The sequence below is a fragment of the Aeoliella sp. genome (genome assembly GCF_965227375.1).
Classification (GTDB): Bacteria; Planctomycetota; Planctomycetia; order Pirellulales; family Lacipirellulaceae; genus Aeoliella.
In genome coordinates, this window is sequence record NZ_CBDDFX010000002.1 from 417,546 (window position 1) to 431,657 (window position 14,112).

At 61.9% G+C, this 14,112-nt stretch carries 11 protein-coding genes; all 11 read right to left on the reverse strand.

Annotated elements, in window-relative coordinates:
- Positions 1-20: 20 nt before the first annotated feature.
- Positions 21-548 (reverse strand): shikimate kinase, encoded by a 528-nt coding sequence (locus ACQK2L_RS14780; protein ID WP_425397796.1) that lies wholly within the window; start codon positions 546-548, stop codon positions 21-23.
- A 76-nt stretch (positions 549-624) separates the two neighbouring features.
- Positions 625-2,112 carry a shikimate dehydrogenase gene (gene aroE, locus ACQK2L_RS14785; RefSeq protein WP_425397797.1) on the reverse strand — a complete coding sequence of 496 codons (1,488 nt, stop codon included), beginning with the start codon at positions 2,110-2,112 and terminating at the stop codon, positions 625-627.
- A gap of 163 nt (positions 2,113-2,275) precedes the next feature.
- On the reverse strand, positions 2,276-4,141 hold the full coding sequence (gene mutL / locus ACQK2L_RS14790; RefSeq protein ID WP_425397798.1) for a DNA mismatch repair endonuclease MutL: 1,866 nt from the start codon (positions 4,139-4,141) through the stop codon (positions 2,276-2,278).
- A gap of 478 nt (positions 4,142-4,619) precedes the next feature.
- Entirely contained in the window at positions 4,620-6,008 is a 1,389-nt protein-coding gene (locus ACQK2L_RS14795; protein ID WP_425397799.1) for a sigma-54-dependent transcriptional regulator, read from the reverse strand.
- Positions 6,009-6,244: 236 nt separating this feature from the next.
- Positions 6,245-7,006 (reverse strand): two-component system sensor histidine kinase NtrB, encoded by a 762-nt coding sequence (locus tag ACQK2L_RS14800; RefSeq protein WP_425397800.1) that lies wholly within the window; start codon positions 7,004-7,006, stop codon positions 6,245-6,247.
- 143 nt (positions 7,007-7,149) lie between these two features.
- Positions 7,150-9,267, reverse strand: a complete 2,118-nt coding sequence (pnp, locus tag ACQK2L_RS14805) for a polyribonucleotide nucleotidyltransferase (RefSeq protein ID WP_425397801.1) — start codon at positions 9,265-9,267, stop codon at positions 7,150-7,152.
- 261 nt (positions 9,268-9,528) lie between these two features.
- A complete protein-coding gene (gene rpsO, locus ACQK2L_RS14810) occupies positions 9,529-9,798 on the reverse strand; it encodes a 30S ribosomal protein S15 (protein ID WP_425397802.1) in 270 nt (89 codons plus the stop codon).
- Between the two features lie 346 nt (positions 9,799-10,144).
- Positions 10,145-10,588 (reverse strand): CBS domain-containing protein, encoded by a 444-nt coding sequence (locus ACQK2L_RS14815; protein WP_425397803.1) that lies wholly within the window; start codon positions 10,586-10,588, stop codon positions 10,145-10,147.
- A 400-nt stretch (positions 10,589-10,988) separates the two neighbouring features.
- A complete protein-coding gene (locus tag ACQK2L_RS14820; protein ID WP_425397804.1) occupies positions 10,989-12,230 on the reverse strand; it encodes a lactonase family protein in 1,242 nt (413 codons plus the stop codon).
- A gap of 427 nt (positions 12,231-12,657) precedes the next feature.
- Positions 12,658-13,533 carry an alpha/beta hydrolase gene (locus ACQK2L_RS14825; protein ID WP_425397805.1) on the reverse strand — a complete coding sequence of 292 codons (876 nt, stop codon included), beginning with the start codon at positions 13,531-13,533 and terminating at the stop codon, positions 12,658-12,660.
- 137 nt (positions 13,534-13,670) lie between these two features.
- Positions 13,671-14,111 carry a hypothetical protein gene (locus tag ACQK2L_RS14830; protein ID WP_425397806.1) on the reverse strand — a complete coding sequence of 147 codons (441 nt, stop codon included), beginning with the start codon at positions 14,109-14,111 and terminating at the stop codon, positions 13,671-13,673.
- Between the last annotated feature and the right edge of the window lies 1 nt (position 14,112).

Genomic DNA, 14,112 nt, shown 5'->3' on the forward strand with positions numbered 1-14,112 from the left:
ACGTCGTGTCGTGGAGGTCGTTAGTTGGCGGTCAGCTTCTGGAGGATCGCTTCGGCGATGGCCCGCGGAGCGCGGCCCTCGGTGTCGACCTCAAGCGTAGCACATTGGCGGTAAATGGGCGTGCGGTCGGCGAGAACCTGCTCGATTTCCTCGGTTAATCCCGCTCCGGTCAAGCTGGGGCGCTGCGAGTCGGACGCTTCGTCGGCCGTGAGACGCTCGGCGAGCACCGCCGGCGAGGCGGTGAGCCACACCACGTGGCAGCCATCGATCGCCCGACGGCTGGCCTCCCGCAGCACCGCTCCGCCCCCTAAGGCAACCACCTGCACCGGCCCTGCGGCCAGTTCCGCCACCACGGCTTGTTCCAGGTCGCGGAAATACGGTTCACCATGCTCGGCGAAGATCTCGGCGATCTGCTTACTCGCGCGAAGCTGCACCACGTAGTCCGAGTCGGTCCATTCGCAGCCCAGCCGTTCGGCCAACTCGCGCGCCACGGTGGTCTTCCCCGTGCCACGGTAGCCAATCAAAAACAGGCTGCGATCGAGTGACATAGGTTTCCAGCGGTCGGCGGTCGGTAGATCGTGGGCAAACCAATAGCTTACAGCTTATAGCCTACCGCTACGAGCGCTAATACTTTACTGGACCCGTCACTCGCTTGAGGGTCGCCTTCATTACGTCCAACGGCGCTTCCTCATTGGTGAAAAGATAATACTGCAGCGCCGCCTGGCCGACGAACATCTCCACGCCGGTCACCGTGTGGCAGCCGTGGCTGCGGGCTTCCTTGATCAACAGCGTCGACTCGGGGTTGTACACCGTGTCGAACACGTACATCGATGGCTTCAGGTACGAGCGGTTGTACGGCGTCTCGTCGACGTTGGGATGCATGCCGATCGGGGTGCCGTTGATCACCACGTCCGCAGGCACGGTGTGCCGGGCGCCCCAGTCGACCGCCTTGGCTTCGAATTCGGCGGCCAGCTTGTCGGCCCGCTCGCGAGTGCGGCTGGCAACGATCGTGCGTGCGTTGCGCTGCTTCAACCCGTAGAGGATGGCTCGCGACACGCCACCCGCTCCCAGCAGCAGCACGCGCTTGTCCTGCAGTGGGCTTGGCTCTTGCCCCGCGCCGCCCATGGCGTGCTCCAGCGAGTTCATCGCAGCGGTGCAGTCGGTGTTGCAGCCGATCACTTCGCCATCGCGGAACACCAGCGTGTTGACTGCTTTGATCCCTTTGACCGCCGGGGTGACTTTGGTTACGTGCTTCTTCACCGCTTCCTTGTGGGGAATCGTTACGCTCAACCCCTGAATGCCCAGGCGAGGGACGTCCTCGATGAATTGGCTCAGCGAATCCGGCGGCACGCGGAACGGCACGTACACCGCGTTGACGCCTTGCTCGGCCAGCGCCGCGTTGTGAATGTGCGGGCTTAGACTGTGGGCGATCGGATCGGCGATCACTCCGAACACCTGCGTGTCTTCGTTGATCGAGTCGTAGCGGTAGAGGTCCTTCATCTGATCGAAGGCCAACTGTCCCGGTGCCAGCGCCCGCTCGTGGTGGAACGTCGAATAGGTGAACGGCGCGCCGTACTTGGCCAGCAGGATGCGCGACGGGGTGCCAATGTCGCCCATGCACATGCCAACGGTGGGCAGTTCTGCGTTCTTCACCATCTCGAGCATCCGCAAGTTGTCGTGCGGATTCTGCGCCATGGTGGTAATCTTCACCACGTCCGCGTCCAGCCCCGCCAGTCGCTGGTAAATCTCATCCAGATCGTCAGGCGTGTGGCGGAAGTTGTGGTAGCTGATGATTCGCTTGGTCTTGCCATACCGCGGAATGCTGGCGGCGACGTCGTCTTCGAGGTCGACGTACTCTGCACCCAAGGCGACCGCTTCGCGGAGCACCATCTGCCGCGCTTGCTCCTCGCCGCTGAACTTCCCGCCATCCTCTTCGCGGCGGCAAGTGATGATCACCGGGCAGGGACGGTCCTTCAGCAGCCGCTGCAGGTTGAGCCGGCTCGACACGTAGTCCAGCCGCAACTCCACCAACTGCGCACCACGCTTCACCAACTCCTGGTACTCGGCCAAAAGGTGCTTGTGACGGCTACGACCTATCGAAACGCAAATCATAGGAGAAGGGGTCAGGGGTCGGGATTCAGAGGTCAGAGATACAACTCCTGACCCAAAGGGAAAGTAACGTTCCAGTGTGATTCAAACGGTCCAACTGTGCAATTCGTTGTGCAATCTCAAGCGACCAGCTTCCCTGCCCCCTGATCCCCGCCCCCTGAATCTTTCAAATCCTCTTAAACTGCTTGTCCAAATCGTCGCAGCTGAATACCAGGGCGGTGGGGCGGCCGTGGGGGCAGTGGTGGTGGTTCTCGGTCAGGTGCCGGTGCTCCAGCAGGGCGGTGATCTCTTCATGCGTCAGCCGGTCTCCGTATTTTACCGCCGCTTTGCAGGCAACGGTATGGAGCAAATCGTCCAATAAGTCGGTCGCCTCCGGTAGCCGATCCGACGCGGTGAGCCGGTCGACCACCTCGTGCAGCACCTCTCCAGGGGGAAGGTTCGCGAGCATCGCTGGGTAACTGGAGACCAGGACCGTGTCGCCGCCGAAAGGTTCAATCACCACGCCCAGCTGCTTGAGCAACTCACGATTCTCCAGCGCGGCGGCTGCCTCGTCGGACGTAAGGTCCACCGGCTCGGGCACCAGCAGGGCCTGGGTCTCCAGGCTGCCGGCGGCCACCTTCGCGCGAATCTGCTCGTACAAGATCCGCTCGTGCAGCGCGTGTTGATCGATGACCTCCATGCCGCTGTCGGTCTCCACCACCAGGTACCGGTTGTGCAATTGAATCACCTTGCCGGCCGCCGCCAATGGTGGATTTACAACCGGCGCCGGTTCTGCGGCGTGGGCTCCGTTGGTGTCCTGCGTCGCCGCCGGAGCGCGTTGCATCCCACCGGTATCGGGGAACGGCTTGAAGTCCTGCGGCAAGCGGTGCATCACCAGCGGCTCGCCCACGGGGCGCGATGTAGGACTCGGTGCATTGGAATCGTCGAACCGCCGCTGCGTAAGTTGCTCCTTGGCCCAGTCGACCATCTGACTGGCACCGCTGGCCGCTACGTCTTCTTCGCGCGTCGGCGACACGCCCTGCCCTCCCGGCCCGGCCCTCAGGTCGCTCGACAGGAACTTGCTGCGAAGCGTGCTCAGCAGTTGGCTATACAGCCGGCCGCCATCCTGGAATCGCACCTCGAGCTTCGTGGGGTGGACGTTCACGTCGGCCAGGTTGGCCGGCATGTCGAAACGCAGGAAGCAGATCGGGTAGCGCCCCGTGAGCAGCAGCCCGCGATACGCCTCGCCCAGCGCGTGCTGCAGCGCCCGATCGCGAATGTTGCGGCCATTGAGGAACAGGTACTGCAAACGATTGTTGGCCCGGCTGTACTGCGGATTGGCCGCGAAGCCGGAGAGCGATATCGGCGGGTCAACGCTTTCGACTTCGATCAGCGACTCGGCTAGCTCGTCGCCAAACAGCGCCGCGATGCGCACCCGCCAATCGTCGGTCGGCGCAAGATCGTGCACCTCCCGCTGCCCATGCTCCAGGCGGCAATGCACGTGCGGGTTGGCCAGGGCGATTCGCACAAACGCTTCGGTGGCGTGGCCGATTTCGGTTTGCGGTGTTCGCAGGAACCGCTGCCGCACCGGCGTGTTGAAAAACAGGTCGCGGACTTCGATGGTCGTGCCGACCGGGCAGCCGGCCGGCTGGATGTCGTCGGCCGCGCCGCCGTTGACGCGCAGCTCCGCACCGGTATCGGCATCGGCGGTGCGTGTGCGTAGCAAGGTGCGGCTCACCTCGGCGATCGATGCGAGCGCCTCGCCGCGAAAGCCCATCGTGCCGACTTCGAACAAGTCGTCGGCCGAGCTGATCTTGCTGGTCGCGTGATTCGACACCGCCAGCATCAGATCGTCGGTCTCGATGCCGCAACCGTTGTCGGTTACGCGAATCAGGTCCCGCCCGCCCGCTTCGAGCCGCACGTCGACCCGCGTCGCGCCGGCGTCGATGGAGTTCTCGAGCAGTTCCTTCACCACACTGGCGGGCCGCTCAATCACCTCACCGGCGGCGATCTTGTTCACCACCGAAGCGGAAAGTTGCTTAATCCTTGGCATGACTGGTTCGTCCGTGGTCGATCAGTTGTTGTTTGGTCGTAGGCCGCAACAAGCTCCGCGCCGTTACGGCATTGGTCTATTCGTGCCTGGCGCTTCCTCTTTGTGGCGATACTCGGCCTGGTTGCGGTCTCGTTCGTACTCCGGTTAATAGCAAATCCTTCTCTCGACCGCGGAGGCGTTTTCGTAACCAAACCCAGGGCGGCGTTTCGGCTCGTACCTCGTCTCCACTCTCCCTAAGGTCCGTGTCCATCAGTGTTCATCCGTGGCTACAACTCTAGCGAGACCATTGTACCGGCTTTGCAATCTTCGTTACCTCTGTTTGCTCCTGTTCAAACTGCCGCTGGCTACGGCTCGGCCTCGCCGGGTCCTTTGCGTCTTTGCGCCTCTGCGTGAGACGTCCCTACCACAGGGTTCACGCGAGATTCTACAGTCGTTGAAACTCCCTCAGGATGACACGGAGCCAGTTGCTAAATCCTCATCACAAATCGTACTCCTTAATCTTCCGATACAACGTCCGTTCGCCGATGCCCAGCATGCCCGCGGCTTCTTCGCGGTTGCCGCCGGTCACTTTGAGCGTCTCGGCGATGAACAGGCCTTCGATTTCCGATAGCGGCTTGCCGACCAGCGTGTGCAGACCGTCGGCGGCCGAGCCGCCCGACTCGCTTTCTGGTGGGCTGAACTCGGGTGGCAGGTCGTCCAGGTCGAGTACTTCGTCGTAGTCCACCACCACCATGCTGTCGATGGTATTCGAAAGTTGCCGGACGTTGCCGGTCCAGTGGTGCGCCATCAGCCGGCGGCGGGCCGCGGTGGTCATGCTCTTGATCTTCTTGCCGTGCCGCGCGGCGTGGATCTTAGTGAAGTGGTCCACCAGCAGCGGGATGTCCTGCGTCCGCTCGGCCAGGCTTGGTAGCTTGAGGCTGATCACTTTCAGCCGGTGGTACAGGTCCTCACGAAACTCGCCCTTGGCGACCGCGTCTTCCAGGTTGCGGTTGGTGGCCGAGATGATCCGCACGTCGACCTTCACCGTTTCGTTGCTGCCCACGCGAGTAATCTCGCGACTCTCCAGCACCCGCAGCAATTTAATCTGTGTCGGCACCGGCATGTCGCCCACTTCGTCGAGGAACAAGGTGCCGCCGTCAGCGTATTCGAACTTGCCCTTCCGATCGCGGGCATCGGTAAACGCGCCGGGCACGCTGCCGAACAGCTCGCCTTCGAGGATATGCTCGCTCAACGCCGCGCAGTTCAGCCCGACGAAGTGCCGATTCTTGCGTGGGCTGTTCTGGTGGATCGCCTGAGCGACCAGTTCCTTGCCGGTGCCGGTCTCGCCTTCGATCAACACCGTGGCGTCGGTCGGGGCGATGCGGCGGAGTCGTTCAATCAGGTCCTGCATCGGCGGGCTGTTGCCGATCAAGCCTTCGAAGCCGAACTTCTCGTCCAGCCGGCGATTCAGTTCGGCGTTCGCGCGACGCAAATGCTGCGCGCGGGCCGCGTTGTCGACCACACTCCGCAGTTGTCCCAGGTCGAGCGGCTTCAAGAGAAAATGCGATGCACCCTCACGCATCGCTTCAACGGCCGACTCCACCGTGCCATGCCCGGTGACCATGATCACCTCGGCGTCCGGCAGGTCGTCCTTGGCCTTGGCCAGGATCTCCAGCCCACCGACCTTCGGCATCTTCAAGTCGGTCACCACGATCTCGAACGACCGCCGCTCCATCAGCTCCGCGCCCTCCTGCCCGGTCGTGGCGATCGTGCAGGCGTAGCCCTGGCTGGTGAGCGAGTCGGCAATCGTCTCGGCGTGCGCAGGATCGTCGTCGATCACCAACACGTTGATGGGAGGTCCGACTTGAGCAGTTTTCGATTTCGCCATGGGTTGTATCTAAATTCGACGCGGACTTTCGTGCTACTGCCGCAATCGTGTCATTCCGAGGGAGGTACGACCGAGGAATCTGGCTTGCAGCTTGTGGCATCTATGCCTTAGTGGGGGTCAGGGAACTCCATGCTCTTCCATTGGCAGCTATTTCGCGATCGGCCAACCAGATTTCTCAGTCGGCGAGCCCTTCGAAATGACACTAACATATTGGCAATCGTTCTTCGAGGTTTCCATCACTTCGGCAGCACCACCTCGCGCTCGACGCTCCCCTGCCCTGCCAGTCGCGGCGGCACAGGAAGCGAGATTGTGAAGTGCGTGCCGCAGTCCACTTCGGTCTCGACGCGAATCGCGCCGCCGTGGGCTTCGATGATCTTGCTCGTGGTCGGCAGTCCCAGTCCCGAACCGCCGGGCTTGGTGGAGAAGAACGTCTCGAACATGCGGGCGGCGGTCTGGTCGTCCATGCCGCAGCCGGTGTCAATCAGGTGCAGCAGCACCCACTCTCCGTCGCCACCGGTCGCCACGGTGAGCTGCCCGCCGTCGGGCATCGCTTGCTTGGCGTTCAGCAGCAAGTTGAGCACTGCGCCGCGGAACGACTCGCGATCCAACAGCACCGTCGGCAGTTCAGGATCGAAGTACCGCACCACGTCCACGCCGGCAGCTTCCGCTTCAGGCGCGAAGAAGTCGAGCAAGTCGCCAAGTTCTGCATTGAGATCCGTCGGGCGGAGCGTCAGTTTGCGGACCTTGGCGAAGTTCAAAAAGTCGTCGAGCAGTCCCTGCAGCCGCTGACACTCGCTCTGCATGGTCGCCACGCGGCGGAGCGAGCGATGCTGGTGCGGCGAGGGCTCGTCCTCGATGTCCTCGGCCAACAGTTGCAGATTGAGCCGAATGGTGGAAAGCGGATTCTTGATCTCGTGCGCAAGCGCCCCCGCCAACCGAGCAATCTCGGTGTACTGATCCATCAGTCGCTGGACGGCGGAAGTGGTTTGCTCAGACATGCGTGGAGGGGCTAGGGACGAGAGTCGAGGGACGAGCAACGCAGATCTCTAGCCTCTCGTCCCTCGATCCTCGCTCCTCTACAAAAACGGGCCCCGCAAGCGAGGCCCGTGTGGGTTTCGTGTTGTCGCTTGCAGCGGTGTGTTTACTCCGTTGCGGCGGGCTCGCCGTTCGACTCGGCTTCGGCCAGCACGGCCTTGCGGCTGAGCTTTACGCGGTCCTGCTCGTCCACGGCGATCACCTTCACCTGGATGGGATCGCCCACGTTCAGGATGTCGGCCACGCTCGAGACGTAGTCGTTCGACAGTTCGCTAATGTGGCACAGCCCGTCCTTGCCCGGCAGGATTTCGATGAACGCACCGAAGTCCTTGATGCTGGTGACCTTGCCATCGTAAATGCGGCCGACCTGCACGGTGGCGGTAACCGCTTCGACGCGGGAGAGTGCCGCCTTGAGCGCTGCCTCGTCCGCGGCGGCGATGGTGACGGTGCCGTCCTCGTCGATGTCGATCTGCGAGCCGGTGTCTTCCTGGATCGAACGGATGTTCTTGCCGCCAGGACCAATCAGCATGCCGATCTTGTCGGGCACAATGTTGGTTCGCACCAACCGCGGCGCCGAAGAGGCCGTGTTGGTTCGCGGACGCTGGATCGTGCTGAGCATCGACCGCAGAATCTCCATCCGTGCTTCACGCGACTGTTCGAGCGTGCCGCGGATGATCTCCTCGCTAATGCCCTTGATCTTCAGGTCGAGCTGAATGCCGGTGATGCCGTTCTGCGTGCCGGCGATCTTGAAGTCCATGTCGCCGAAGTGATCTTCGTCGCCAATGATGTCCGTGAGCAGCACAAAGCTGTCGCCTTCCTTCACCAGACCGGTCGAGATGCCAGCCACCGGATTCGAAATCGGCACGCCAGCTGCCATCAGGCCCAGGGTTGCACCGCACACGCTGGCCATCGAGCTCGAACCGTTGCTCTCAGTGATATCCGAGATCACGCGGATCGTGTAAGGGAAGTCGTCGTGGTCCGGCAGCACCGGATTGACGCTCCGCTCGGCCAGCATGCCGTGGCCAATTTCGCGGCGGCCAGGGCCACGAATCGGACGGCACTCGCCCACCGAGAACGAGGGGAAGTTGTAGTCTAGCATGAACCGCTTGGAGTACTCTTCGAACAATCCGTCGACGCGTTGCTCGTCGCGCCCGGTGCCGAGCGTCACGGTGATCAACGCCTGCGTCTCGCCACGTTGGAAGATGGCCGAACCGTGCACTCTTGGCAACACATCCACTTCGCACTCAATGGCGCGGAGCGACTTGTGGTCGCGGCCGTCGGCACGCGTGCCAGCGAGGATCAGGTCGCGGATGACCTTCTCTTCCAGGTCGTGCCATCGCTTGCCGAACGAAGCCATGGTGAATGCACCCTCGGCATCCGGATCGGGAATCAGCGCCGAAAGCGCTTCTTCCTTTACCGCCGCACAAGCGGCAGCGCGGTCGTGCTTGCCTTCGGTCTGCTTGGCCGCGTGCAGTTTGTTGTAAAATTGCTCGTTGACCTTGTCCCACAGCCCATCGTCAACCGGCGGCACAAAGTCCATCTTCTGCGGCTGCACCTTTTCGGCCAGCTCGAGTTGCAGGTCGCAGATTTCGCCAACGTACTTGTGGGCGGTCATCAGCGCCTCGGCCATCCGATCTTCCGGCATTTCGCGAGCGAAGCCTTCGATCATCAAGATGGCGTCCTTCGTGCCCGAGACAATCATGTCCAGGTCGCTGAACTCCAACTCGTCGGCCGTGGGGAAGGCGACGAACTCGCCATCGACCTGACCGATCCGCACCGAGCCCAGTGGGCCCATGAATGGCAGGTGCGAGATGGTGAGCGCGGCGCTCGCGCCGTTCATCGCCAGGATGTCGCCATCGGTCTGGCGGTCGCTCGACATCACGAACGCTTGAATCTGCACCTCGTCCATGAAGCCGTCGGCGAACATCGGACGGATTGGGCGGTCCATCAATCGGGCGGTGAGTGTTTCCTTGGTGGTGGGGCGACCTTCCCGCTTTAGGAAGCCGCCGGGGAACTTACCGGCCGCCGCATGACGCTCGCGGTAGTCGCAGGTGAGCGGGAAGAAGTCGATACCCGGACGCGGAGCACTGTGGGCCGCGGCGACCATGACCACCGTCTCGCCATACTGCACCAGGCACGCCCCCGCGGCCTGCTTGGCCAAGGCTCCGGTTTCGATACTAAGAACTTGACGCCCGATTTGTTTTTCTACTTTAACTCGATTCACAATACTGTCTTTCCTACTTAACTTGATTTACTTTCGTTGCCTACGAGCGGCGGGCTCTAGTGGGCAAAGGGGCGATTGCTCCCCAACTAGGTGTGCGAGACGTACCTCTGCCAAAGGTGGCCAACCGAAGGGCAACATTTGGCAAACGCACGATTGGTGCAGCAGAGAAATGGCCTACCAGCCCCAGCACTCCAGTGCAAGAAGCACTGGAGAACGAGAACACCGGGAGGATTGTCGGCCAAGTCGTAGCGGGCGAGGAGATTACTTGCGAATCTCGAGACGCCGCAACAGGTCGAGGTAAAGCTGCGGGTTGTGTCGCTTCACGTAGTCCAAGAGACGGCGGCGACGACTCACCATGCGCAACAAGCCCCGGCGACTGGAATAGTCCTTGGGGTGCTGCTGCATATGCTCGGTCATCTGGCTGATGCGGTTGGTAAGCAGCGCGATCTGGACCTCCGGCGAACCCGAATCGTTCGCTTCGCGTCCAAAATCACCGACCAGCTCTTCTTTCCGTTCCTTAGTAAGCGGCATACTCGAAACCTAAACCTCTGGGCAAACAAAAAATATCCGATGCTTCGTGTCTGGCGTCCAACCACCCCTGATGCTGTGGGCCGCGAGAAACGCCGACCGCTTCGAGGCCGGGAGTTCCTGGATGGCTCCTCGCGCGACTCGGGGGGCGTTTCACTCCTTTTCCCAAGGGCCCAATTGCCCTTGCATCAACAGGGTTTCATTTGACTTACATTACACGTCGCTGCTAAGCCCAGTAGTTTAACGCGCACGAGCCCCTCCGCAACCCCCACCCCTGCCATTTTTGCAGGTTCCGGGTCGGCCCGTTTTCGCCTACGTTTCACGACATTTGGCCAACTGACGAGCCAGGTCAAACCTCGGCCGTGTCCAGCTCGGCCGGGCTCTCGCGGTGCACCAGACTGCCGATCTGGCTGAGCCGCCGGCCCATCACCGAGACCACGTCGTCCAGCGTCACTAGCGCTACCAGCCGGCCCTGCTCGTCCACCACCGGCGCTCGCCGGCACGGCACGCTCTGCATCAATCGCAGCAGCTCGTCGTCGCGGTCGCACGGCCGCACGCACTGCGGTGCAGCGGTCATGGCGTCCGCCACGAGCACCTCGGTGGGATCGAGCCCGGCGGCTACCACCCGCGTGGCTAAATCGCGATCGGTCACGATGCCCACCGGCCGCTGCGCCTCGTCGACCACCACCAGGCAGCCGACCAGATGATCCCGCATCCGCGCCGCGGCTATCTGTACGGTCTCCTCGGGCGAAATCGTGTCCACTTGCAGGGTGCCCATCGAATGAATCGTCATCGCTGTGCTCCTTCCTGGGATTCTGGATCAACGGAAACGACCTATCTAAATGCTACGCGCACGAGGCGGAGGTTCAAGTTGCTCCATCCTTTCGCCAGGGTGAGTTTTGTCGCACTTTGCCCCGAAATCGATTGGGTGCGGCAAAACTCCGCTCGGCCTGGCGGACAGGATCGACGTAAACCTTTATGTAACAGCAGTTTGCGGCGTCGACACTTCTCCGATTGCCGCGGGTTTTGGCGCTCGGTTCACCGCAGGTGCGACAAAACTCATCTGCGGCCGTTGATGAGCCGGCACCTCTGTGGCGGTGCATGAACAAATGGCCACCCCGTATTAGAGCATCCTGGCGGGCCAGTTCAACAACGATTCTTGGACAGCCGTCCGGAGCACCGGCGGCACCTCTTCACTTCGCCAGGTCCAAGAACACGATGCACGAGGGATTGCCAACTGGTACATATTGCTCGGTGAAGTGGAGCTTGCCCGTGGCCCGGTCGACCTGGAACACCGCCAGGTTGTCTGCCCGCTGGTTGCAGGAATAGAGGAACTCACCCGACGGTGAGAACTCGAAGCTGCGTGGATAGTCGCCCCGCGACCACTGGTACTCGACGAATTCCAGTTCGCCTTCGGGCCCCACGGCGAACACGCTGATGCTGTCGTGCAGTCGATTGCCGGCGTACACGAACCGGCCCTCGGCGGAAACCAGAATCTCCGAACAAAAGTTGCTGCCCGCGTAGCCGGGTGGAAGCGACGAGATCGATTGCCGCTGCTTCAACTGGCCGCGCTTGGCATCGTAGTCGAACAGCACCACGGTCGAACCCTCTTCTTGAATCGAGTACAACCAGCGGCCGTTGGGATGAAACGAAAAATGCCGCGGGCCATCGCCCGGTGGCAAAGGCACTTCGTGATGCTCGCCGGCGGTGAGCTTGCCGGTCGTCGCGTCGAAACGCCACACAAAAATCCGATCCAATCCCAAGTCCACGTGCAGCACAAATTGGCCGCTGGGATCGGACTGAATCATATGCGCGTGCGTGCGATCATGGCCGCTGAACGCAAAACTGCCGCGCGGCGCGCTGGTGGCTCGCGTCGGTCCAATCTGCCCAGCATCGTTCTTCACATCGACCGCTTCGGCCAGGCTGCCATCTTCTTCGACCGGCAGCACGGCAATCGATCCGCCAAAGTAGTTGGCCACCAGCAGGTACCGCCCGGAGGGATGAAGACTCACGTAGGTCGGCCCCGCACCACCGGAGCCAACCGTGTTCAGCCGCTTCAAACTGCCGTCCGCTGGTTCGATGGCAAACGAGCTGACCGTGCCGTGCTTGTCCTGGCCCACGTGATCGGTTTCGTTCGCCGAGTACAGCCGCGTCCCATCGGCACTGACAGCCAGATGACTGGGACTGGTGCCCATCCGAAACTCGCCCGCAGGCGTCAAGCTGCCCGTCGTGCGATCGACATGAAAAATATGAATCCCACGCCCATTGCCCTCCGGCAGGTCGATCTGCGTGGGCAACGGATCTTGCAGCGGCGAACTGAAAGTACCAACGTAAGCCACCAGTGGCGGCTCATCGGCACCGGCTGCACTTACTACGCACAGCAGAAGGCAGCACAGAAGCGATGTTAATGAGTACTGTCGCGGGCGAGACATCATGATGGCTGCTCAATCTTGAGTTGCGAACTTGCGAAGTGCCTTGTGACCAAGATTGTAGTTGGCCTGCGTGCGGATTCCAAACGGTGGCTGAATGGGCGAGAACAGAGATTACGCGGTCGATCACCAACCAAGCCCGGCGCCGCTGGTAGAAATAGGCCCGGCGTTTACGCCGGGTAAGCAGAAAGCGAACTGTCAGTGGTCGAGGAGCCGACTGACCACTAGCCGGACCGCGACCGAGACCGCAATCAGGCCGCCTCCTGCTCCGCTGCGGTCTCGGTCACACTCTGCTGGTTAGAGCGATTCCTTCTCGACCGCGTAGTTGTTAGATGCATCAACCCGGCGTAAACGCCGGGCCTAATTCGCGCGACCGATAGTCGCGGGTTTGTGTCCGCTGTCGACTCTGTTGTTTGACCGACGAATATGCGAACTAGCGACCACCGAGCAGGTGCTCGTCCAAAAAACCAACAATCTCGTCCTTGTACTGCGCCGCGTCGTGCTTTAGCAAGTCGTTGTGGCCGGCGCCGCCGAAGATTACCAGTTGCTTCGGCGCGCTGGCCTCCGCGTGAAGGCGCTCGGTTTCGGCGAGCGTCGTATGGCGATCCTGGTCGCCGGCTGCCACCAGCACCGGGCAGCCGACCGTGGCGATGTGGTCGATGGGTCGCAGGTCCGATGTGGAGATGCCGAGTCGCGGCTCGAGTTGCACGAGCAGCGCTGGGGCGAGCACGTGATGTAGCGGGCCGAATCGCATCTCCATGCGGTCGTGCACCGCTTCGTCGATGGTAGGATAGACCGATTCGAGCACCACAGCGTCGACCTCCAGAGGCGAACCTAACAAGGCCGCCGCGCCGCCCAGCGATCGGCCCACGATGCCGATCTTGTGCTCCGGCGTGCGGCGGCGGACGTACTCGACCGCCGCGCGAGCATCGTGCCGCTCGAGGTGGCCAATCGTGATATGCTCGCCGGGCGACTCACCATGCGCCTGCAGGTCCACCAGCAGCGTCGAGTAGCCGGCCTCGTGCAGCAACCGAGCACGAGAGAGCATCGCGCGGCGGTCCGCCCGAATCGGATGCAGCAGCACCACCGTGGCCGTGGCGCCCTCAGCCGGGACATACCATCCCGCGAGCGAAGAGCCCGACTGCGAATCGATGGTGACCGACTCCACAGGCAAATCATCAGGAGGCGGCCCCACCACATGAAGCGCCGGAGCCACAAGCCTTCCACCAACAATCCACGACGCGACAGCAAACAGCGCCGCGAGCACGGCCACCGTCGATAGGCCCCGGCGAACGATGCGGCGTTTCATGAGTATGGGATCCGGGGCTTCGAAGGACCGTGGCGGGTGCGCTGTTGATACGCTACTTGCACTCGGAGGGTTCGCGCTGCTGCGAGGCGAACGTTCACTCGTCACTCAAGGCCGCGTTGCTCCCACCGCGTCGCGCGTTACTCATCAAAACCATCCATCAGGCCACCAAGGAAATTTTCCATGTCCCCCGCCATGGAGGCGAAGGTCTCCACGCGTTGTTTCACTTCGGGATCGCAGACACCATCCTGAATCAAACCGACCGTGCCATCGCTTTCGTCGTGACTCATCTCCCAGACAATGCCGAACTCGTGCGACAGTTTGCACAGCACATCGAGCATATCTAAAGTTGTACCATCCGGCATACCCTCGGCTTCTGCGAGTTCGAGCGGATCGAGTTCCGTCATGAAATTTGGTTTGCTACCTCCTTCCATGTGTTCATCATCCGTTCGCCAAAAACAGACTGGCTCGCAGCTCAACCAGGATCGATCCTGACATAGTGCCGACGCACGCGCTTTGATGGCCTTGGTGGTGGACTCGTCGACCACCGAGGCCGAACGATAGTAGATGGTAAACCCCATA